16 protein-coding genes are annotated in these 23,174 nt (G+C 42.3%); 6 read left to right on the forward strand and 10 right to left on the reverse strand.

Annotation, left to right across the window (positions count from 1 at the left end; all coding sequences use genetic code 11):
- Positions 1-54 precede the first annotated feature (54 nt).
- The 8 genes from HH214_RS02765 to HH214_RS02800 form a co-directional block, all read right to left on the reverse strand.
- Positions 55-2,670 (reverse strand): alpha-L-arabinofuranosidase C-terminal domain-containing protein, encoded by a 2,616-nt coding sequence (locus HH214_RS02765; RefSeq protein ID WP_248282189.1) that lies wholly within the window; start codon positions 2,668-2,670, stop codon positions 55-57.
- 16 nt (positions 2,671-2,686) lie between these two features.
- On the reverse strand, positions 2,687-4,666 hold the full coding sequence (locus tag HH214_RS02770) for a glycoside hydrolase family 127 protein (protein ID WP_169605894.1): 1,980 nt from the start codon (positions 4,664-4,666) through the stop codon (positions 2,687-2,689).
- Positions 4,667-4,787: 121 nt separating this feature from the next.
- The gene (gene rhaM / locus HH214_RS02775; RefSeq protein ID WP_169605895.1) at positions 4,788-5,099 is read right to left on the reverse strand and encodes an L-rhamnose mutarotase; all 312 of its coding nucleotides are present in this window, start codon (positions 5,097-5,099) and stop codon (positions 4,788-4,790) included.
- 8 nt (positions 5,100-5,107) lie between these two features.
- Entirely contained in the window at positions 5,108-7,987 is a 2,880-nt protein-coding gene (locus HH214_RS02780; protein ID WP_169605896.1) for a glycoside hydrolase family 2 protein, read from the reverse strand.
- A 251-nt stretch (positions 7,988-8,238) separates the two neighbouring features.
- Positions 8,239-9,249: a family 43 glycosylhydrolase gene (locus HH214_RS02785; RefSeq protein ID WP_248282190.1), complete on the reverse strand. Its 1,011-nt coding sequence runs from the start codon at positions 9,247-9,249 to the stop codon at positions 8,239-8,241.
- 69 nt (positions 9,250-9,318) lie between these two features.
- A complete protein-coding gene (locus tag HH214_RS02790) occupies positions 9,319-9,477 on the reverse strand; it encodes a hypothetical protein (RefSeq protein ID WP_169605897.1) in 159 nt (52 codons plus the stop codon).
- A gap of 397 nt (positions 9,478-9,874) precedes the next feature.
- A complete protein-coding gene (locus HH214_RS02795) occupies positions 9,875-11,029 on the reverse strand; it encodes an FAD-dependent oxidoreductase (protein ID WP_169605898.1) in 1,155 nt (384 codons plus the stop codon).
- Between the two features lie 16 nt (positions 11,030-11,045).
- The gene (locus HH214_RS02800) at positions 11,046-11,642 is read right to left on the reverse strand and encodes a TetR/AcrR family transcriptional regulator (protein WP_169605899.1); all 597 of its coding nucleotides are present in this window, start codon (positions 11,640-11,642) and stop codon (positions 11,046-11,048) included.
- 196 nt (positions 11,643-11,838) lie between these two features.
- On the opposite strand from HH214_RS02800, the gene HH214_RS02805 reads away from it, so the two are divergent.
- Positions 11,839-12,846 carry an SDR family oxidoreductase gene (locus tag HH214_RS02805; protein WP_169605900.1) on the forward strand — a complete coding sequence of 336 codons (1,008 nt, stop codon included), beginning with the start codon at positions 11,839-11,841 and terminating at the stop codon, positions 12,844-12,846.
- Positions 12,847-12,960: 114 nt separating this feature from the next.
- Here the strand turns inward: HH214_RS02805 and pulA are convergent, their stop codons facing one another.
- Positions 12,961-14,952 carry a type I pullulanase gene (pulA, locus tag HH214_RS02810; RefSeq protein ID WP_169605901.1) on the reverse strand — a complete coding sequence of 664 codons (1,992 nt, stop codon included), beginning with the start codon at positions 14,950-14,952 and terminating at the stop codon, positions 12,961-12,963.
- A 524-nt stretch (positions 14,953-15,476) separates the two neighbouring features.
- Here pulA and HH214_RS02815 point away from each other — a divergent pair.
- From HH214_RS02815 to HH214_RS02825, 3 genes are all read left to right on the forward strand, one after another.
- Complete coding sequence (locus HH214_RS02815; RefSeq protein ID WP_169605902.1) at positions 15,477-16,049, forward strand: YceI family protein; 573 nt, start codon at positions 15,477-15,479, stop codon at positions 16,047-16,049.
- Positions 16,050-16,247: 198 nt separating this feature from the next.
- Complete coding sequence (locus HH214_RS02820; protein WP_169605903.1) at positions 16,248-17,696, forward strand: RtcB family protein; 1,449 nt, start codon at positions 16,248-16,250, stop codon at positions 17,694-17,696.
- A gap of 421 nt (positions 17,697-18,117) precedes the next feature.
- Positions 18,118-18,855, forward strand: a complete 738-nt coding sequence (locus HH214_RS02825) for an endonuclease III domain-containing protein (protein WP_169605904.1) — start codon at positions 18,118-18,120, stop codon at positions 18,853-18,855.
- Here the strand turns inward: HH214_RS02825 and HH214_RS02830 are convergent.
- On the reverse strand, positions 18,827-19,840 hold the full coding sequence (locus HH214_RS02830) for an alpha/beta fold hydrolase (RefSeq protein WP_169605905.1): 1,014 nt from the start codon (positions 19,838-19,840) through the stop codon (positions 18,827-18,829). The genes HH214_RS02825 and HH214_RS02830 overlap by 29 nt on opposite strands.
- A gap of 261 nt (positions 19,841-20,101) precedes the next feature.
- Between HH214_RS02830 and HH214_RS02835 the strand changes: the two genes are divergently transcribed.
- The gene (locus HH214_RS02835; RefSeq protein WP_169605906.1) at positions 20,102-21,535 is read left to right on the forward strand and encodes an alpha/beta hydrolase family protein; all 1,434 of its coding nucleotides are present in this window, start codon (positions 20,102-20,104) and stop codon (positions 21,533-21,535) included.
- An 86-nt stretch (positions 21,536-21,621) separates the two neighbouring features.
- Positions 21,622-23,157 (forward strand): cryptochrome/photolyase family protein, encoded by a 1,536-nt coding sequence (locus tag HH214_RS02840; protein WP_169605907.1) that lies wholly within the window; start codon positions 21,622-21,624, stop codon positions 23,155-23,157.
- The last annotated feature ends 17 nt before the right edge of the window (positions 23,158-23,174 follow it).

Below are 23,174 nucleotides of genomic sequence, written 5' to 3' on the forward strand. Positions count from 1 at the left end.
AAAAGACAACCCTTTTTAGTTATGTATATATACGCTATCAGACGTTTACATCTGCTATTTGGTTTTGATGCGAATAACAGTAAATGAATAAGCCGGTAAATCAGCAGTAAATTTATTAGCTACATTTATTGTCGACTCAACTGGTTTAGCATCTTTACCAGCTGGATTACCTTGTAATATTGTTGCAACAGCTTTTTGGTTAGCAACAGATATGCCTTTTAAATCTACGTTGGAGTGCACGGCAACAGGTAAAAGATTAGCCAGTTTAACAATTAAATCCTGCGTTTGGCTATCACGAACTACGGAAATACCTACCCTTTTTGTTACCGCAGTATGTGTATCTGATAGGGCCACGGTAGAAGGCAAGTACTGATTACCCGCGTTTTGCCCATATAGTTGCTGTACATAATAGGCGACTGTTGGCTTCACTTCCGAATTGTTGAAGTAAATCATATCAGGGTTCCATTGCGTATGGCCTTCACGAGCCAGTAAGGGTGCGTATGAAGACATGCTCACCACGTCACCGTTCCGCTCCAGACTGGTTAAGTAAAGTGCTTCAGCCAAGGCAGTTTCCAGATTGGTTTTACTGCCGGGTAAATGGGCAGCATATTCACCCAAATAAACTTTAGATTTGGAACGATCATACTTATCATAAAAGTCTTGATTGTTGATGAACCAACCCGAAGTTTCATAATAATGTTCATCTACCATGGGTACATGCATCCGGGTGGCTACATCCCAACCTTCATCATAGTCCGTACCTTCAAAAAATGGCCCAACAGTTCCAATAACAGTAATTTCAGGATGCACGCGCTTCATAGCCTTATAGATCATGGCAAAGCGTTCTTCAAATACATCGGTAATTAGGTCTTCATTACCTATGCCAATATATTTCAGATTAAAAGGCTTAGGGTGACCAGCTTCTGCACGCTTTTTACCCCAAGTAGTAGAAACATCGCCATTGGCGTATTCCACTAAATCCAGAATATCTTGTACATAAGCGTTCATCTCGCTCATCGGAATACCGCCTTGCTGACCATTCCCACCTGTTGATGAATTTTGACAGGGTACTCCTGCTGCCACTACCGGTACGGGTTGTGCACCAATATCTTCACAAAATTGAAAATACTCAAAATATCCTAAGCCCGCACTCTGGTGATAATTCCAGATGTTGCGCTGAGGTTTACGAGCTTCTAAAGTACCAATCGTGTTCTTCCAACGATAGATATTAGCCAAACCATCGCCATGAGATACGCAACCGCCTGGAAAGCGAACAAAACGTGGGTGAATGTCAGCTATGGCCTGTGCCAAATCGGCACGCATACCATTTTTTCGGCTTTTAAATGTTTTTTGCGGAAACAAGGAAAGCATATCCAAAGCTAACCTGCCTGAAGTTTGGGGGGTTAGTTCTAAGTGAACATCTGTAGCACTGGCGCTGGCAGTAAGTACAGCCGCTTGTGCTTTCCACTGTGTATTAGCTACATTGATTGTAGCTTGGGCTAATACGCCTCCTTTATCGCTCACTAAGCGAACTAACAGTTTACCGGCATGACCATTTAGCTGCTTTGTAAAAACCGAAAAATTATACTTTTCACCAGCCTTTACCGCTATACCATCAAAACCAGCATTGATTAATGCCGCGCCGGGTACCTGTGTGTTTAATACAGCATAATGCGAATTGTTCGGGTGTATGGGTGATACACTATCAATAGTAAACGTGCTGTTATCACCGGTTAGCTTCCAAGAATGTGTGCTGTTCCAGCTTTTATCACGACCTTTTTTATCGGTTAACTGGTACTCAAAATCGCGGTTCTGAATCAATTCGCCATATAGGCCACCATCGGCCGCATAGTTAATATCTTCAAAAAAAACACCAACTAGCATGTCGCTAATTGGCTTAGCTTTTTGGGGTTCAACCGTAATAGCAGCTTCCAAAGTCTTTAATCCGGCAAAGCGCTGGGTATCCTGACTAAAGGCTTCGCCATTTTGAGTTATTTTATACTGCCGCTGCTCATAATACTTAATTAAACGATCTATCACAGCCCAAGGCACCCGGTTTAGCTGGCCATTCACCCTCCCTTCAGGTAAGGCAATATTAAAAGTAGAATTTACATACGATGCAGCCGGAATCTCTTTTGCTGAACTAAATGATTTAAAATTATGAGTAGCAACTGTATAGTACTTTTGATTGGCATCGGCATAAGTAACGTTGTACATATCCTGATCAGGATTATACTGCAATACCGGCCTTAGACAATTAGCCCCCTGCTGCAGCATGGGGTAACTTTGCCGCCGCCAATTAATTAAATCAGTTGAAGCTGCATGAGCAAAAATATGGTCTTTATCATTTAAGCTCCATACGCAATGCCATAGGCCCTTTGCATCCTTATACAAGTAAGGCGTAATCATTCGCTTTTCGGAACCCCAAGGGCCATAATCACTCTTCAAATAGCTGAAATCCTCCCCTATAACATGCCAAGTTTCTTTATCTCGGCTCCAAGCAAATTGCAACCCATCATGATTATTGTTTTTGGTTGTAGCATACGAGAACAAGTAGGCAGAATCGGGCACATCTTTCCGGTTAAGGACCTTGCCAGAAACGGTTTGTTGTACAAAAACAACCATCAGACACCAAAGCCAGCACCTGTTCATACATAAGATATTTTTCATGCGGCTAACGATAAAACTATTTAGCCGCGTTACTTACCTCCGGAAACCAAACCTGCATTTCACCTTCGCCGCGGTTAGCCCAGGCATAATAAGGAATGGCGGTAAGCAGCTGCGGTTTAGCTTGAGTTGCTGTAGTATCTTTTTGCAACGCTTGGCCTTTTAACACCATTACGCCATTCAGTAAAGCTGCATTGTATTGTGGTTTAAAGGTAGCACTAGCTGGTAATTCCAAATTACTTACGTTTCCACCATTATCTTTCCATTCAGCGCAGTACATAACAGGGCCACGTTGCAACGCTACTTTACCAGCATTAACCGTCAGTACTGGGTTGGCATCCACTTTTCTGACTGGCATAGGCAGATTTACTTGTATGCGATCACCTTTTACCCAGGTTCTGTTTAAAACAGCATATCCGTTTTCTAAATGGTACTTGGCTGGTTTGCCATTAATGCTGATAGTATAAGATGCATTAGATTTATCCTGAAAGTGATACAAGCTGGAAGGTATAGCTTCATTCTGAGCCCAGCCAGGTATGCGAATACGGATGTTAAAACGATCAGCCGATTGCGGCTGTACTGTAAAGTTCAGTAAGCCATTCCATGGATAGCCATTTTGCTGCGTAATTTGCACCGGATGGTTGTGCATTTGCAAGTTAGCCGTACTGCTTACAAACAAGTTAACGTACAAATCATTGGCTTTTTGTGCATAAACATAACCTGATAAGGAAGGCAGAAAGCGAGCCATATTAGTAGGGCAACAAGAACACTCAAACCAACCCGATCTACCCTTTTCTAAATCATGATAGGTAGAGCCATTAGTTACCTGCATGGCGTTGGTGTAGAAGAACGATTTGCCATCTAAGCCAACACCCGAAATTAATCCGTTGTATAATACTTTCTCCAACAAGTCAACGTATTTGGCATCGCCATGGAGTAAAAACATGCGTTGGTTCCAGAACACGTTGCCAATAGCAGCACAGGTTTCGTTGTAGGCAGTGGTATTGGGCAATTCATAATCATCGCCAAAACGTTCACCATTAGGTACTGCACCAATACCGCCTTGTACATATATTTTTTTGCCGACCATATTGTTCCAGATCCGGTCAATCGCTTCTATGTACTCCTTATCGCCGGTTAAGGCAGCAACATCAGCTATACCGGAATATAAGTACATAGCCCGCACGGCATGACCCTCGGCTTCATCCTGCGCGGTTACAGGTTCATTATCTTGCCAGTACATACCGTTTTTCCATTCGTCTTTGCTACTCTTATCATAGCTACGATGCCCCCGTTCGTCAATAAAAAACTTAGCTAAGTTCAAGTAATCTTGTTTTCCGGTGATGCGGTACAATCTTACCAATCCCATTTCTACAATTTCATGCCCAGGAGCTACATGCCGTTTATCCGGACCAAAGGTCTCCACCAACAAATCGGCATTTTTTAGGGCAATGTTCAGAAAGTTGCGTTTGCCAGTAGCCATGTAATGTGCGCTGGCGGCCTCAAACATATGTCCTGAATTATACAATTCATGGCTTAATTCATTTTCTTTTACCCAACGCTCAGGCCCGGCCCAACTCTGCGGATGCAAAGGGTCGATAGTACGAGCCGTGTACAAATAACCATCAGGCTCTTGCGCTTTACCTACAATAGTAATCAATGAATCTACATACTTATCCAGCTTAGGGTCAGGATGCACTGCCATCGAGTATGAGGCACCTTCTATGGTTTTATAAATATCAGTATCATCAAACGGGAACTTGGTACAAAACTTTCCTTTTTGTACAGCAGCCATCTCAAAGTTTTTAACGCGACCCGTATTCTCGCAACGGGCAAATGAAGCCGGAATAGTTACGGTACGGTTGGTTTCAATGCGCTTACTCCAGAACTGGTCGGTTAGTTTTACATCTGTAAATGCAACAGGTTTAATGGGGTAATCTTTTTGCTGCGCATAAGTTAATCCGCTACATAACAACAGCACACTAAGTATATTTTTCATTTTACAGGTAATTGGTTGGTAGGTTTACATACTTGAGCCATAAACCTTGGTTACAGAGCGGTAATTTACAATGTTTAACTTACAATTGCTCAAACTATTGATATTAACCAGCTTACTTTTCTTAATCCAGATGAAACACTGGTGTTAAAGGAACAGAAATTGGTGAATTATCGGGGTTCGTTTCCATGATGTCGGCCATGTAAGCCCACCATTTCTGTACAACTTCAGTTTTTCCTAAATCTTGCGATGATTGCCCACTTTGCTGCTGAACAGCAAACAAACTGTTGGTTTCTTCATCCAGAAAAATGCTATAATCACTAATACCGCTAGCACTAAGCAGACTGACCAATTCGGGCCATATTTCACTGTGCCGCTTTTGGTATTCTTGTTTATAGCCCGGCTTCAATTTCATTTTAAAAGCTATTTTACTCATGAGTTGGTTCAATTAGTTTTTTCATCAGTCAGGATATTCTCTTTAGGCATGGTGAACTGGTGATTTTCTACAGCAGCTTTAGGGAGGCCGAAATAAAAGTAAAGAGTTCGCTTAGTTAAACCATTTACCTTATTGGGTTCACTTAATGGGCCTAATGCCGTTGTATTGTTACTGATGTTAAAAGCCAGTTTACCCCCAATAGGCGGAATACGATCTAAGAAAGAAATATCACCGGCTGGCAGTGCAGGTGCAGGCTTGGCACCTGATAACCCGTAGAAATCAAACAATCGTACGTACAAGTTATCATCGGGAGAAGCTATGGTAAATTTGCCTTCAGCAGTATTCATTTCCATCCAAACAACGTTGCTGTAATAACCTTTAAACTCAGGATATATCCAAGGTGAACTACCGGTTTGGGTATTGTTGTTCATGTTTTGCCATACATTTAGCGGAGTACCAAACTGTCGGTTTTTCCAAACGCGATAAGGACCGCCCCCCAGCCACTTGGCACCAAAAACATAATTTTCAGGATAACTGAATGTAACACCGGTAAACGGATAAGTACCGTTTAACTCATATTCATAATGCAGTTCTACCCAGCCGCTCGGGTACATTTTCCATTGCAGCTTTTTCATATCGCCACTGTAGCTACAATCTACTACGTAGGCATCATTAGCTTTGTAGTGCTTTAAGCCGGTAAAATGGGATATACCGCTTACCAGAACTGGCCCATTACCGAAGGATAACTGCTTGCTGTTATCATTTGCCAAACCGGTTAACTTACCATCTTTTTTGCTGAGGGTAATAGCTATACCGCTGGCTTTCAGTGTAAGGCTACTATCCGTTTCGATAGCATCAACCGCGTTAGCGCCGGTAGTAGTTACCATGCTATCAAGCAACTGCATACCTGTTTTAATTTTCCAGGTCCAGCGGTATAGCTCATTCTTGAAAGGATCATACGCGGCCAGTGCTAAAGCATCATAATTTTTCCAATCGGATGGTAAATCGAGCTTTAAGTTTCCTTTTTCAACTGGTTCTATACTGGGTGCTGTAATTGCTCCCCATTTCCCCATGCGTGCACCCGCTGCCTGGTTGCCGGGCTTGTTGAAATTGATTAGTTCCCAGCGGTAAGTACATTGGTTTAAGTTGGTAAAGTTGTACCGGTTTTCGACAGGTATAATGCCATTAAAGTTTTCAGGCAGCTCCTTCAAGGTGATTTTTACCGGCGAATATATTTCGCGGATAGCATTGTAGCTTCCTTCTTTTTCACGGTGTGGACCAAGTACACCATCAGGAGCGTTAATGCCGTTTACATCAATGCGGTTGTTCATATCGGTACGCACAATACCTTCATCCAGCAATGCCCAAATGAAACCACCTGCACCCTTTTTGCTGTTCCAGTGTAAATCCCAAAAATCCGACAAACCCGCTGCCGCACCGCCATCATCCTGCGCATGCAGAAATTCAGTAACCATATAAATATTGGTGTCTGCCAGAATTTTCTTGGTGCTATAGTAATCTTCATAATGGTTACAATCAATGCCGTTAAAAGCATTGCCAGGTTTATGATGTGCATGAATAACCGGCCGGGCTGATAAATCATATTTTGCAAAATCATCATCCAAGTCAAAGTTATGACCGCCTTCATTACCATTGCTCCAAAAAATAATAGAAGGGTGATTGCAATCTCGAACTACCATTTCTTTTACTAACGGAGTTCCAGCTTTAGTGCTGTAAGCCTTTTGCCAACCCGCCAGTTCATCCAGCACATACAGGCCTAATGAATCGCAATAGCGTAAAAAGCTTTGGTCGGGTGGGTAATGAGAACACCGTACGGCGTTCATATTCATTCCTTTTATCAGCTTTACATCATTCAAATCAATACTGGCATTTACGGTACGGCCACTTTCCGGCCACCACACATGGCGGTTAATGCCTTTCATCTTGATTTTTACGCCGTTTACGTAAATACCATCCTGTTTCCTGATTTCGATAGTACGAAAGCCAAACTTTTCGGTAGTTTGATAAAGCTTTTTCCCGTTTTTACCTAAAGAAACTCTAACTGAATACAGGTTGGGCGTTTCGGCAGTCCAGAGCAGCGGATGATTGATGCTGGTTTTCAGCTGCACTAAAGTGTCATTAGCTGCTGTTGTTTTTTTAACAGTGCCTACTACCTGATTTTTATTATTTATAATTTCGGCAATTACCTCACTACCAACGGCAGCACTTTTCAAAAACACGTTCATGGCAAATGAACCATTGGCTTTAGCATCAATAGCTATATGGCTGATATGCTGCTGGGGCACAGCTTCCAAATAAACTGGTCGGAAAATGCCACCAAAAATCCAGTAATCGGCCAGGCGCTCTGCATTGTTTACCGAACCATCGGCCGACATTTTATTTACAGTTACATACAATTGGTTAGATTTGTTATAATTCAGTTTATCGGTAACATCATACATAAAGCGGTAAAATGAACCTTGATGGGTACGCCCAACTGATTTGCCGTTTAGTTTCACTTCTGTATCCGTCATGGAACCTTCGAAAACCAAGTTTATGGTTTTGTCTTTCCAGTTGGCAGGTACAGTAAACTGGTATCGGTAAATACCTTTTTCATCTGCAAAGCGAAAGTTTTTACCATAAGTTACATAATCGCGCCCGTAGTTGTAAGCACCAAAACCTTGCTGCTCCCAGCAGGAAGGCACCTGTATGTTGGTCCAATAACCGCTTTTCCGTCCCCCGGTGCACCAAAAATCCCAAGTGGTGGTATGCAGATTATCTGTACCTGATAAATATTGTACCTGCTTGTTGATGCTTTGTGATGTGGCCGATGTTGCCCAAAACAAAAGCTGGCATAAAGCCAGCAAAATAGCCGATGTTTTTCTCATGAGTATAACTTATGCCTAAAAGCAGCCTTAAAATTACGTAAGCCATCCACCAAAACTTGGTTGGTTTTGAATGGGAATTGGTTATATAGCGGAGCAGCTCCGCAGATTACAATTGGTTAAGCGGCTAATATATAAACAGAATACGAACAAGCTGTATCCTGAACTATCCTGCAAGTTCAGGCGCCACATTCAACAATTTTACAGTAATGAAACTTTCATTAATTCTAATAACTTCTTTCAATAGCCCACTATCAATTAACCGAACTATCTTTTGCTTCAGGCCAGCCTTTACTCCAGGTCAGCTTGTCTATAATTAATTTTGATTTACCCTGATCGTTAGCATCATAGCCATGAAAAATCAGGTAATCAGTACCGTTAAAATTACATACGGCGTTGTGCCCTACCCCATACCAGTTCTTATCACCCTGCAACAATATGGTTCCTCCACCATAAGTCAGTTCAACACCTTCTTTATCTACATAAGGTCCTAACAGTTTTTTGGAACGGCCCACAATTATTTTGTAAGTACTTTGAGGCCCTTTACAACAGTAATCTATCGATGCAAATAGGTAGTAGTACTTACCACTTCTAAATATAAAGGGTGCCTCAATCGGATTGAGGCCGGCTACATCAGGCGCAGATTTGATTCTACTAGCAATTGTAGGCAGGTCATCTAACGATTGGGCTAAACTACGCCTATCAGGATTTAGCTTTACCATTTTTATTCCGCCCCAAAATGAACCAAAGGCTAAGTAAGGCGTACCATCTTTGTCGGTAATTAAATTGGGGACGATAGCATTCCAGTTGTTTTTACCAGCAACAGATTGTATCAGCTTGCCATGATCTGTCCAGGCGTAATCAGCACTTGCGACATCAAGCGTTTTATTGGTAGCTACTCCAATACAAGAGGTATTACTGCCATAGGTTGATACAGCGTAATATAGATAATACAGGCCATTGTAATACGAAATATCCGGAGCCCATAAATGCCCTTTAAAACCTAGTACGGCTTCAACTGCCCATTGAGGTGCTGCAGCAAAAACGGGTTTTTCAGCTTTCCAGTGCACCATATCGGTTGAACTCCAGGAAGCGATACCCCAACCTGTACAATACATATGGTAAACTGAATCCTGCTTAATCATTACCGGATCGTGCGCCGGAATACGAATTTGCAATTCTTGCGCATGCACCACATGATGCCCAGATAATATTACTCCGAGCCATGCTGCTATACCTGATATCGAAACTTTTAGCACACGCACTACAATAATTTATTGATTCAACTTAACCCTGATTACGCTAAATGAATAAGGCTTAACTACTAAGTTAACCTAATTACCGGTTAATTTCAGAGGCTCCCCTTTCGGGCTTACAGCCATCGGAACAGTTAGTAAATTTACCTCATCCAAATGATCGTTTTGCAGCGTAATTAATTGCCCTTGTGTCTGTATACCTTTTGCCCCATTAATAACAAAGCTGGCATTTTGCATTTAGTTAGCTGTATTTGCAAATTTAATTACTACCTCATTGGTTTTATTATCCAATACAGCTGAAGCATAGCAGCCTGCCTGTCCTAAACTTTTTTTCATAAAAGTTTGATATCGTATTCAGCAAGCAGCAACTAAAATCAGGCATGCGTTAGCACCATGCTAAGTACTACTTTGTTAAATATAGCCTTATGCTATGGAACAATAAACTGACTTATAATTTAGCAACTGGATGCTTGGGTTTATATTGGTATGCTTATGTGTACAAACACGTTGCTAATTAATGAAATATATCTTAATTGTCAATGCAACACTTAAATATATTAGTTTATCATTGAAAGCAAAACCAATAAGTTATTTACCTTATCAAGATCAAAAACTCTTAAATATTCTTAACAAATTATTGTTCAATGCCTCGAAACATTGCTACCAGCTTGGTAAGCCCATCAGCAGAATGCAAAATGGCCGTTTGTTCCAGCGTTATTCGGGCAACTTCAGAAGCTCTGGCACGCATTTGCTGCTCATAAGCAGCTATAGCTGCATGAGTATCTGCAAACGTTTCATTGAGCAGGCATTCTGCTAATTCCAGCGCATCAAGCATAGCCATGTTTACGCCTTCACCAGCATAAGGCGGCATTAAGTGTGCAGCATCGCCCAACATAGTCAGGTTAGGTAAAGCCTCCCAAGTTTGATCTAAAGGCATGCAGTACTGCGGACGCGGGGTGAATGCCGAACTTGCATTCTCAAAGAGTTCATCCCAAATAGAAGCCCAGCCTGCAAACTCTTTCTTAAACCAGGCTAGCACCTGTGCTTTGTCGGTAAAATCAATTCCACTGTCTTTGTACCAAAACTCATCAGCCTTAAAGCCAGCATAGTACGTTAAACTACCATCTCCTTTCGAACCTACAATCAATGTTTTTTCATCCTCTATGGCGAATATCTTTCCATCGTTTAACAGCTGGTAAACATTCGGACTGTTTTTCTCTGCATTATATACGCTACCTTCAATTACGGTAACACCCGAATAAAATGGCTTTATAGGTGTAATATATGGCCTGATTTTAGAATTGGCACCATCAGCTGCGATCACTACATCTGCATAAGCACTACTACCATTTTTAAACTCAATTTTTACACCTCCATTTTGTTGGTGTAATGAAACAAACTGGCTATCCCATATTATGGTATCTGGCTGTAACGAATTAAGCAAAATATCACGCAAAGGTCCACGATCAATTTCGGGTCGGAAGGCTTCACCTTCGCCGCCACCTTCATCAGCATATACAATATGGGCATGCTTATCGGTTACACAGGTTTTATCAGCTCCAGGTCGGTAATTGGCTTCGAACGCTTCTATTAATCCAGCAGCACGCAATGCTTTAAGTCCCGAATCATCATGCAAATCCAGCGTAGCACCTTGTACCCTTACGTTGAGGTGGGTATCACGTTCGTAAACTTTTACTTCAACACCATTCATTTGTAAAAGGCGAGCCAAGGTTAACCCTCCAGGACCGCCGCCTATAATGGCGACAGTTTTGTTTTTAATAGCAGTCATAAAATATGTATTTAACTTAATTCAGCAATCCTTTTATTACGGTTTCACAGCAGGCTATCAGCACATCATCTGTAATAATTTGTACTGGTCGTTCGGTATAATCGAAATATTCATTTACCAAATCCAACAAAGGCGAGAACAGCAAAGCCCGGTAAACATCATCATGAAAGGGCTTGATAATGCCCTGACTAATTTTAAGTTGTACAAAGCGATTAATAGGTGCAAAAAACTGCCCTTGCTGAATGTTTTCCTGCTGAAAGGCTTTATTTAACAAGGGCGATGATTTACCGTATTGCATTAAGGCAAAAGCAGACCGGTTATTTTTCAGGTATTCAAAAGCATTGAACCAAAGCTTTTTTACACCGGTAGCAAAATCCATTTCTTCACTAAAATTTACTAATACAGCCTGCTCATAGACTTGCAATACCTCTTTTATAAAAAGCTTAATTAACAAGTCTTCTTTATTCTCGTACTTAATATATATAGTTCGTGGAGATACACCAGCCGCTTGCGCCAGCTTTTGCATACTTAAATTTTCCAATCCTTCTTTGGCTATAATGTCCAACGCCAGTGTGCGAATGGCTTGTTCCTTTTCTAAGTTCTTAGGTCTCATCTTCTATCAAGTTCCTGTAAAAACAATTACAACATAAAAGTAAGTAAACGATTATTTACTTAAAATATCTTTTAAATTTTTTGTAATGCATTAGGTGTTGTTAATGGAGCGACGTTTAGTACTACTGGTTTTTAAATGAGCTTTTCGGAAAACTAAGTCTATCAGTATCGGTTATTTAACCTAAACAAAAGCTACCATGAACGAGAAAGATAAAATAAACCGCCGTAAAGTAATTGGCGGTTTAGGGGCTGGGTTAGCTGCTGCTACGGTATTGCCTGTTTTTGATGCACAAGCCGCATCACAATCAGAAGCTGTACCAGCACAACCCTTGCAAGACCCTACGACCAAATACCCCAAGCCACCATTTAAAAGTCAGTCGCAGCCATGGCCGGGCTTAGCCAGCCAGATGGACCCGCGGCCGGATCATGGTGAAACCAGTTATAAAGGATCAGGCCGTTTAGCCGGCCGCAAAGCATTAATTACCGGAGGGGATTCAGGCATGGGTCGTGCAGCAGCTATTGCCTATGCACGTGAAGGTGCTGATGTAGCCATTAACTACTATCCTACCGAAGAACCGGATGCACGTGAAGTAATTGAACTGATAAAAAAAGAAGGCCGCAAAGCAGTAGCCATTCCTGGTGATTTGCGCGATGAAGCTTTTTGCCAGAAATTAGTTGCAGAAGCTGTACGCCAATTAGGTGGTTTAGATATTTTGGTAAGCAATGCCGGCCGTCAGCAAGCTCATGAATCTATATTGGATATTTCAAGCGAGCAGTTCGACTGGACGATGAAAACCAATATCTATGCGCCATTTTGGATTATTAAAGCCGCATTGCCACATATGCAACCCGGCTCAGTAATTATTGGAACCACTTCAGAGCAGGCTTATGACCCTTCACCCGATTTGTACGATTATGCGCAAACCAAAGCCGCTACCATGAACTACGTAAAATCGTTAGCTAAGCAATTGGGACCGAAAGGTATTCGGGTAAATGGTGTAGCCCCCGGCCCAATCTGGACGCCATTGCAAGTAAGCGGCGGTGCCACCCAACAAAAGCTGCAAAGCTTTGGCGGTCAAACACCACTAGGCCGTCCAGGTCAGCCAGCCGAGTTGGCGAGCATTTATGTTCAGTTGGCAGCATCAGATGCTAGCTATGCTAACGGCCAAGTGTACGGTTCAGCCGGAGGTAGTGGTCAGCCATAATAAATAGGCCATTCATTGTATGGAATGGTAAAATCATAATCTAATATAAAGGGATAGTATTGCTATCCCTTTATATTAGAAAGTAAACATTACCCCCCTACTTCTACCATGTCATCACAGCTGAAACAAAATATAAGCTGAAGTAGCAGGTAAATTTAAGCTGCCCTCGTGCGGCTGCCCTATTCCCTTTTCCTGAATTTGATTTTCGTTACCAGCCAGTATCCATTTTCCGGCTGGCAGTTGTACAGTTTTGGCTGAAGTATTGCCATTAAGCAGCACCAAAATATTTTTCCAATGGTCGTTATTGGCATGATCTTTCAGTTGATAGCCAATTACCTGTGGATCGGACATATTCAGGAACTCTAAATGTTGCTGAATCATAGCCGTACTGGGCATACGAAAAGCTGGATGATGTTTGCGTAAAGCAATCAGTCCCTGATAATAATTGAATACAGACTTGTATTTTGTTTTACGGCTCCAATCTAATGCGTTAATAGAATCAGGCGAATTGTATGAATTGGCAATACCCTTCTTAGTGCGCAACATTTCAGCACCAGCTTGCAGAAAAGTAACACCTTGTGAAGTGAGCACGGTAGCATTAGCCAGCTTGTCCATTTGAATCAGTTCTGCTTCAGATGCATTCGGGTTGGCTATTTTTAGGCGGTCGAACAAAGTGTTATCATCATGGCATGATACGTAGCTGATAGTTTGGTAAGGCTCACGCGCCCAGGGTGCTTTAGAATAGTTTACCTGCTGATAATTAATTTGCGGATGCTGTGTAGAAGCTACAATGCCAAACTTTACGCTTTCGGTTGAACCAACAGCGCCACTCACAAAACCTTTAGCTTTAACATCACTGAACGGGCCACGCAAGCCATCGCGAATATCATCACTGAAAGCAGCAATCTGGTTTAGTTCGGGCACATTCTTTTTTACAGCCCGCAGATTTTCGGCCAATGGGCTTGCTCCTGCTGTCCAGCCTTCACCATAAATAAATATGGTAGGGTCAACCTTATGCAGAGCCTCACTGATGGCATTCATCGTAGCTATATCATGTACGCCCATCAGGTCAAAACGAAAACCATCCAAATGGTACTCCTTTGCCCAATACACTACCGACTCCACCATAAATTTTCGCATCATGGCCTGTTCAGAGGCTGTTTCATTGCCACAGCCTGTTGCATCCGAGTAGCTACCATCGGGGTTATGCCGGTAAAAATAACCGGGTGCAAATTGTGTAAAATTAGCATGTTGCCAATCAGCAGTATGGTTGTACACCACATCCAGTATCACCCGCAAGCCATTATCATGCAAGGTATTCACCATTCGTTTAAATTCGCGAATGCGCACCGCACCATTGTAGGCATTGGTAGCATAACTACCTTCAGGCACGTTATAGTTTAACGGATCATACCCCCAGTTAAACTGCGGACGATTACTGGCTTCATCTACCGAACTATAATCAAAAGAAGGTAGTAAGTGGATATGGGTTACGCCCAGTTGTTTGATATGATCTAATCCGGTAACCTCGCCTGTTGAGCTTTTAGTGCCGATTTCCGTTAAGCCTAAAAACTTGCCTTTGTGCTGTATGCCCGATGTGGGGCTTTCCGACAAATCACGAACATGCAGCTCATAAATAATAATGTCGGTAAAGTTTTTCAGCATAGGTTTCTTATCGTGCTCCCACCCAGTAGGGTTAGTAGTAGCCATATTCACCACCATGCCACGGTGGCCGTTAATTCCTACCGCTTTAGCATAAATATCCGGGCATTCCAACAGCCATTTACCATCTTGTTCGGTTTGAAAAGTGTAATACTGGTTCTTCACATCCTGATGTACAACAGTTTGCCAGGTTCCATTTTCAGCTTGAGTTAAACTGATGGTTTGAATAGGCGTTCCACCCTCGCCTGCTGTATATAACCGCAGCTTTACGGCTGTAGCTTGTGGTGCCCATACTTTAAACCGGGTTTGCTTAGGTGTGTAACTTACGCCTAAATCGTCGCCTTTGTACACCGGCCAGTTTGCCGTTATTTCTCTATCAGAACTATACCTAAAGGCCATCAAAAAAACTACTCCTGACAAAAGCAGCGTACTTATTTTTTTCATAATGCAGAAGAAAGGCTACATGCCAACATTACAAGTTTACAGGTATTTTCATGGATAGCACAAGCCATGAGCGATACAGCAATAGTTGTTTAGTCAAAATTTAAGAAGAAAAGCATGTGTTATGGTTGAATAATACGTGCAAACAGCTAGTAATAAACTTAATACAGGTTTGCCCTGACTTCATGAAACATCCAATTATTTAAAGAGGATTATTGACTATTGCTGAAGTATACGTTGTTAAACAACATGAAATACTACTATTCTTCTGCCTATTTTCAAGCTATAGAGTTTGTTTAACAAGCATTTGATGCTTCTACTATAGATCTTCTTTTTCATCAGAACGTCATTATTTATCATATACATTAAATAAAAACTAATTTATTCCTTGTGCAAACTAACTCATTTTAAACAAATTACATGTTACAACATACATATACACAAGTTTCTGATTATTAGAACTTAAGCTAGGCTCTATTGACATTTCATCTATTCCATTACATTTGCGGCAGATAATATTACAGAACATGAAAAAAGCAATTACCCTTATCGCAGCAGCTCTATTAAATACAGCTGTATTTGCACAAACCTGGAAAGCTGACAGAGCGCACTCACACATTACTTTTACCATCACTCACTTGGCTGTATCTGATGTAGATGGCTCATTCAAAGATTTTGATGCAACCATCACTGCTACTAAACCTGATTTCAGTGATGCTAAATTTGATTTTACAGCTAACGCTAACAGCGTAAACACAGATAACGATCAGCGTGATGCTCATCTGAAAACTGCTGAATTTTTTGATGTAGCTAAATACCCTAACGTTACTTTCAAAAGCACCGGTATTAAAACCGTTAGCAAAAACCACTACAAAGTAAATGGTAACTTAACCCTGCATGGTGTTACTAAACCTGCTGTGTTTGATTTACAATACCGTGGTACCATCACCAACCCTATGACTAAAGCTCCTGATGCTGGTTTTGTAGCTACAGGTACTATCAAACGTTCTGATTATGGTTTCGGCAGCAAATACGGCGCACCTATGCTGAGCGACGAAGTAACTTTCAAAGCTTCCGGTGAGTTTACTAAAGCTCAATAATTCGCGCTATTAACTCCATCATATACATAAGGGTGTATCGGCATAAGCTGATGCACCTTTTTTGTTGCTTTATAGTTTAGGTTGAAATGCCTGATTAATTAACTTCAACTGCTCGTCTCCAAGATGAAAGGAACAAAAATGACCTGTTGTTACTTTATGTAATTAGGTAAGCTTACTTTTTATAGAGAAGACAGTTTTATGGAAAAGATAACAAATGCTGACCTCAGCACTTTAGGAATAGAAGATTTGGACGTATTGGTCAGTTTTAGCCGGGTTGCTAATGGCTTGCTCAAACACCAAGTGATGGACAAAGCACAGATTTTAGCTAATCTGGAAGCCATGCTGGTCAACCCCGAACCTTATGCCTTGAAACAAGGCGGCAAGTTTAAAAATTTGGCCGAACAGGTTATTCAATTACAACAGCAAGGTAAATTAACTAAGCAGCCCCGGCCTGAACAGAAGTTAAAAAAAGAACTGGCTGATTTTCCGGTGTATGGCATTGAACATATTGAAGCCGGTGCTTTGGCGCAAATGCGTATTGCTATGCAACTGCCTGTATCACGTGCTGGCGCATTAATGCCCGATGCGCATCAGGGTTATGGTTTACCTATTGGTGGCGTGCTGGCTACTACAGCCGGTACTATTATCCCCTACGCCGTTGGAGTAGATATTGCCTGCCGTATGTGCCTCAGCCTGTTTGAACTGCCTGCTGATACCATTGATACCAAAGTAGACGATTTAAAAAGTTTGTTACTTAAAAACACGCACTTTGGTATAGGCAGCGAAACTAAAAAGCATGATGATACCAGTCTGTTTGACCGCCCGGAATGGCAAGCTACCCAGCTTATCAATCGACTGAAAGATAAGGCTTATCGACAACTAGGCACTTCAGGCACCGGCAACCATTTTGTAGAATGGGGCGAACTTACGGTACAGGAAGGTGCTTTGAAAGAGGTACCCGCCGGCAACTACCTGGGGCTGCTTTCACATTCTGGTTCGCGCGGGTTTGGGGCTGGCATTGCCGATTATTATTCAAAAATAGCCATGACCAAAACACAGCTGCCTAAAGAAGCTAAACACCTGGCTTGGCTAGATTTAAATAGTAATGAGGGACAAGAATACTGGTTGGCCATGAACCTGGCCGGCGATTATGCCAGTGCCAACCACCATGAAATACATAACAAAATTGCTAAAGCCATGAACTTGCAGCCGCTACTGCGCATTGAAAACCACCACAACTTTGCCTGGCAGGAGCAACTGGCTGATGGTACACCGGTAATGGTGCATCGTAAAGGTGCTACGCCAGCGGGCAAAGGCGTGCTGGGCATTATTCCAGGCAGCATGAGTACGCCAGGCTTTGTGGTGCGTGGCAAGGGTAATATTAAAAGCATTAACTCGGCCTCACATGGCGCCGGAAGGGTAATGAGCCGAAGCGCAGCCTTCAAGACATTGAAGCGGGAACTAATTACTGCCGAACTGCACGACAAGAAAATTACTCTTTTAGGTTCCGACCTTGACGAAGCTCCCCAAGTTTACAAAAACATTCATGCCGTAATGGAAGCGCAGCACGATTTGGTTGATGTTATAGCTAAGTTTCAGCCCCGCATTGTGCGTATGGCTGAAGCGAAAGAAAGGCCAGAAGATTAATAGTAGCAGGAGTTTACAATAAGTTAACTGTAGCTTTATTCAATTATTACTCATAAAACACTTTACTTTGTGTAGTAATTTGAGAAAACATGAGCATACGATTTTAAGTTTCTCTGTTTATCTTAGTACTTAGATAGATAAAGAAAACGCACACTCCATAACCAATTATAAACCTCTTTATTTGTCTGATCAGTTAATAGTTTAAAAGCATAAAAGCCTGAGCGATTCAGGCTTTTTTTGCTGATCGTGGTTGTTTTTCGACCAAACTATTGATTCATGTAAAGCACTCTCAGTTGTGCATACTCTTTATCAAGACAATTTATATACGGCATAACATTTGGTAGCTAATGATGCTATGCAGTTTGGTTGCAACGATAAGTTGATTAAGCTGGATTGCGATTCATTTTAAAGCCATTCAAATATGATACTAGCCTCTGCTCCTACCAAAGAAGAATTTGTACTGGAAGTACATCACCGCCTATCGGCTGTATATGGCCGGCAAATTAAGTACTTTCATGATCTGGATCCTTTAAGCGAGCTGGTATCTGCCTTGCTTTCACATCGTACGCAAAACAAAAACTCCGGACAGGCTTTTGCCAACTTACGCGAAATTTTCGGCACTTGGGAGCAGGTACGTGATGCACCTACCCACGAGGTGCAGGCAGCCATCAGCCCTTGTACCTGGCCTGAGCAAAAGGCTCCGCGCTTGCAACAGGTATTACGCTTGGTTACCGAACGCCACGGCGTACTTAATCTGGACTTTTTAGCCGACATGGAAGTATCCGCCGCACGGCAATGGCTGGAAGATTTGCCCGGCGTGGGTCCGAAAACCAGCGCGGCAGTTATGTCGTTCAGTACGCTTCGGGCCAAGGCCCTACCGGTTGATTCGCACCACTTTCGTGTAGCAGTTCGTTTAGGTATTATTGAAGCTAAAATCGGCGAAACCAAAGCCAATCGTGTACTGGAAAACTTGTTACCTCCTGATTTTACTGCACAAGATGTGTACGACAACCATCAGGTGACGATGAGACATGGCCAAAAAGTATGTTTCCATTATCGGCCCGATTGCCGGAATTGCGTACTGTTGGATATTTGCCCTACTGGACAAGCCCTGCTCCATCCACCATCTGCTACTGTACCGCCAGCACCTGCCGGATAAAAGTTTCTGTTAAAGCATTTACTTCAGCATGGTTTTCTATCATTCCCTGGTGACCGGCATTAATAAGTTTAAGTTGTGCCTGCGGTAGTTGCTGATGCAGGTATCGATTACACTGTACCGTGATAAACCGGTCATGTATGCCGCTGATAATAAGGGCTGGCCATTGCAGATGAGGCAATTGTTCGGTTACATCATACCGCATTAACTGTAATACACTTTCTACCGCAGCTGCACTATCATTAGTAGGCGCCATTGCAGATGCATACAATAGTTGATTAGCCGTTTGATTACCTGAAAACAAGATAAACCGATACACCAGGCACGATATACCATTCCATAAATTAACATAGCTTAGCAGGTTAAAAAACCAGGCATTGCTTTTTATAAAACTGAATAATGGGATCAGTATTGACTGTTGCAACGGTTTCAATAAAAAGGCAAACGGATTGGTACGTATAGGATTCGTGTATGATGCCCCTTGCAAAATCATAGCCTGCATGTTGGTATTGGAAGTAAACTGTGCCGCATATTGCAGTAATACCATACCGCCCATACTATGACCATAAATAATTGCATGCTGAATATTCAATTGACTGAATACACTATTTAAATCGGCAGCTAAAATGGATATTGATAGTTGGCTCGACAGGTTTTTACCCGTATGCATTGGCATATCCAGAAACAGCAAGCGATAGGTATTACGAAAATGCTCTCGCTGGTAATACCACTGCCGATGATTGGCATTAATGCCATGAATAAACACTATTGTTTGTTTGTTCGCAGTTCCGTCAAACTCGGCATACCATACGTTACCACTGGGGCAGGTTACATCAATGCTGTTTTCTGGTGATGCCCAATGCAGCTTTTTGCCCCATCGACGAGACACCAGCCGAGATATGACATACCTACCCGCCAGCAGCATAGTGCCAACTGCTAAGTATTTTGCGGTTTTATACAGATGCTTTTGCTCCAGCCCATGCTTCATAATCAGCCTTCTTATCCAACATAACTCTTAATTCATTACACTTGTTTAAGCTTACTCCATATAGCAAATACCTGTGAAGTCGGGTAACACTTGTAAATAATCACACCGATTGAGACCTGGGTAGTATATGGTTTAAATTGTTACTACCTGCACTTTTAAAAAACCTGAATTTATGGTATACTGCACCTGCTTATCAAGCATCATTTTGCAGATGATAGCTTGCAGAGGTATGCAACTGTTCGTCTGTCCAATCCAACCATCATGAAAAAGCTTTTCATCACCTTAACCCTTATCATCATAGCTTTTAGCTTGCATGCCCAAAGCTTGGTGGGTACCTGGTACGGTACATTAAATGTACAAGGCAACAAAATACCGCTGGTATTCCATATTAATAAAACCGGAGATGCTTACACCGGCAGTATGGATAGCCCTACACAAGGGGCTAATGGCTTACCTGCTACAGCAACTGCTGTTACCGGTAACCAGATTACCATTGATTTAGCCAAATTCGGTATCAAATACGTTGGCACTTACCACCCCGATAGTAATCAAATTGCTGGCAACTTTTTGCAAGGCGGCGGCTCCTTTCCGCTTAACTTATCGGCTAACAAACCATTGGGAATCAAGTCGGCATTGGCAGCCCGACCGCAAGATCCAACCAGTTTTCCATACCACAGGGAAGATGTAACATTTACTAACCCTAAAGCAGGTAACCGATTAGCGGGAACACTTACATTACCTCCCAACGGAAAAGCCAGTAAAATCGTAGTATTTATTACAGGTTCAGGTCCGGAAAACAGGAATGAAGAGATAGCACAGTATAATCATCGTCCCTTTCTGGTTTGGAGCGATTGGCTGACCCGCCAAGGAATAGCTACTCTGCGGTATGACGATCGGGGTATTGATCAATCAACTGGCGATTATGCCACTGCCACTACTGCTGACCTGGCTGATGATGCAGAAGCTGCGGTTAACTATATTCATTCCAGAACTGATCTGAAGCAGCTGACTGTAGGGCTGATCGGCCATAGCGAAGGCGGCATGATTGCCCCAATGGTAGCCAGCCGTAATGCCAATGTGAAGTTCCTTGTACTGTTAGCAGGCCCAGGCGTACCGATTAATGAATTGATGGTACAGCAGAATGCCAGTTTTATGCGTTTGGCTGGTACCCCTGCCGATGTTATTCAGCGCAACGAGGCTACTAACCAAAAACTTTATGCAGCTGCCAAGCAGTACCAAAACTTACCCGATAGTGCTTTCAAGGCTCAATTAGCTACCGTTTTGTACCAGGATTTTCACAACTATCCGGCTGGTGCTTTAGGTAACAACAAATTAGAGGATGTTGTTAACAGCAGCGTAAATGCAATAAGCAACCCTTGGTTTAGGTACTTTATCACCTTTAAGCCTGCCGATTACCTCACCAAAATAAAATGTCCAGTGCTGGCTATCAACGGGACGTTGGATATGCAGGTGAACAGTACCACTAACTTAGCTGCTATTAAAACCAATTTGCAAAAAGCTGGTAATAAAAACCACCAGGAAGTGGCCATGCTTGGCTTGAACCATTTGTTTCAACAAGCAAAAACCGGCTCTACAACCGAGTATAGCGAGATTACTGAAACGGCAAATCCAGCAGCTTTACAAAAAGTATCCAGTTGGATTAACCAGCTATCTATAAGCACCACTAAAAAATAAGTTTACCGTAAACACTATACTCTTTTTAGTAGTACCATGCTGCTTACCTAACCAAACCACAAATTAACCACTGCGTTATGTAATGCATGACCAAAACCCTACGCCTAATTTTGGGCGATCAGTTAAACAGCAACCATAGCTGGTACAAACAAATTGATACTAACATTACCTACATTATGCTTGAGGTGATGCAAGAGCAGGCGTATGTGATGCATCATGTACAAAAAATATTGGCTTTTTTCGGGGCGATGAGGAACTTTGCTTATCAGCTTCAAAAGAAAGGTCATCAGGTAATTTACATCAAGCTGGATGATGAGCATAACCAGCAAGACTTTGAAAAGAATCTGCAACGCATTATTGAGCAGCAACAGATTACCCGTTTTGAATACCAGTTACCGGATGAATACCGTTTGGATGAACAGCTTAAAAGCATTTGCCAAAAGTTAGCTATTGAAACAGCCTATGCAGATACTGAACATTTCCTGACTGAACGCTTTGATGTAAAAAACTTTTTTGGCGACAAAAAGCGATACCTGATGGAAAACTTCTACCGCTACATGCGCGAAAAACTCCACATTTTAATGCAAGGCGATGAGCCAGTAGGCGACCGCTGGAACTTTGACGCTGATAACCGTAAAAAATACGATGGCAAGGTACCGCTGGAAGAACCAATACAATATCACCATGATGTATCGGAACTGAAAGCACTGGTTGACCAAATGGGCGTTAAATATTTTGGTAATGTAGATGCCGCCAACCTTGAATGGCCATTATCCCGCCAGGAAGCGTTGAAATCGCTTGACTATTTTTGCGAACACCTGCTACCCCATTTTGGCACTTATGAAGATGCCATGTTGCAAGACCATATCAGCTTATTTCACTCGCGCATGTCGTTTGCGCAAAACTCCAAACTGATATCACCAGCCGAGGTGGTGAGTCGGGTATTAATCTACTATAACCAGCACCAGGATGAAATTTCATTAGCACAAGTAGAAGGCTATATCAGACAAGTGGTAGGCTGGCGCGAGTTTATGCGGGGCGTATATTGGGCACAAATGCCGGGTTATGAAGAGAAAAACTTCTTCAATCATCAAACGCCACTCCCCCACTGGTTTTGGGATGGTAAAACCCGCATGAACTGCCTGAACAAATGTATCGGTCAGTCCTTAAACCATGCTTGGGCACACCACATACAACGGCTTATGGTCATCGGCAATTTTGCCCTGCTGGCTGGCTTACACCCCGATGAGGTGGATGCCTGGTATCTGGGTGTTTATGTGGATGCCATACAATGGGTTGAAATTACCAATACCCGAGGCATGAGCCAGTTTGCCGATGGCGGCTTTATTGCTTCAAAGCCCTATGTAGCAACTGCGGCCTACATCAATAAAATGAGTGATTATTGCAAGCATTGTCACTATGATTATAAAACCAAACATGGTGAACGCGCCTGCCCATACAATAGCTTGTACTGGAACTTCTTTGACCGGAACGCCGAAAAGCTGCAAGGCAATCCGCGTATTGGCATGGCTTACCTGACTTTAAAAAAGATGAAGCCTGATGAGAAACAGAAAATCATGGAACAGGCAGAAAGCTATTTGGATAGGCTTAATGAGCTATAAGGCTACAATTACCTGTT

Origin of the sequence: Mucilaginibacter robiniae (genome assembly GCF_012849215.1) — a bacterium.
Lineage (GTDB): Bacteria > Bacteroidota > Bacteroidia > Sphingobacteriales > Sphingobacteriaceae > Mucilaginibacter > Mucilaginibacter robiniae.

Coding starts and splice junctions, on each gene's coding strand:
- HH214_RS02805 (WP_169605900.1), top strand. CDS start 11,839: ATGAACGAGAAAGATAAAATAAACCGCCGTAAAGTAATTGGCGGTTTA.
- HH214_RS02800 (WP_169605899.1), bottom strand. CDS start 11,642: ATGAGACCTAAGAACTTAGAAAAGGAACAAGCCATTCGCACACTGGCG.
- pulA (WP_169605901.1), bottom strand. CDS start 14,952: ATGAAAAAAATAAGTACGCTGCTTTTGTCAGGAGTAGTTTTTTTGATG.
- HH214_RS02815 (WP_169605902.1), top strand. CDS start 15,477: ATGAAAAAAGCAATTACCCTTATCGCAGCAGCTCTATTAAATACAGCT.
- HH214_RS02835 (WP_169605906.1), top strand. CDS start 20,102: ATGAAAAAGCTTTTCATCACCTTAACCCTTATCATCATAGCTTTTAGC.
- HH214_RS02780 (WP_169605896.1), bottom strand. CDS start 7,987: ATGAGAAAAACATCGGCTATTTTGCTGGCTTTATGCCAGCTTTTGTTT.
- HH214_RS02765 (WP_248282189.1), bottom strand. CDS start 2,670: ATGAAAAATATCTTATGTATGAACAGGTGCTGGCTTTGGTGTCTGATG.
- HH214_RS02820 (WP_169605903.1), top strand. CDS start 16,248: ATGGAAAAGATAACAAATGCTGACCTCAGCACTTTAGGAATAGAAGAT.
- HH214_RS02830 (WP_169605905.1), bottom strand. CDS start 19,840: ATGAAGCATGGGCTGGAGCAAAAGCATCTGTATAAAACCGCAAAATAC.
- rhaM (WP_169605895.1), bottom strand. CDS start 5,099: ATGAGTAAAATAGCTTTTAAAATGAAATTGAAGCCGGGCTATAAACAA.
- HH214_RS02840 (WP_169605907.1), top strand. CDS start 21,622: ATGACCAAAACCCTACGCCTAATTTTGGGCGATCAGTTAAACAGCAAC.
- HH214_RS02790 (WP_169605897.1), bottom strand. CDS start 9,477: ATGCAAAATGCCAGCTTTGTTATTAATGGGGCAAAAGGTATACAGACA.
- HH214_RS02770 (WP_169605894.1), bottom strand. CDS start 4,666: ATGAAAAATATACTTAGTGTGCTGTTGTTATGTAGCGGATTAACTTAT.
- HH214_RS02795 (WP_169605898.1), bottom strand. CDS start 11,029: ATGACTGCTATTAAAAACAAAACTGTCGCCATTATAGGCGGCGGTCCT.
- HH214_RS02825 (WP_169605904.1), top strand. CDS start 18,118: ATGATACTAGCCTCTGCTCCTACCAAAGAAGAATTTGTACTGGAAGTA.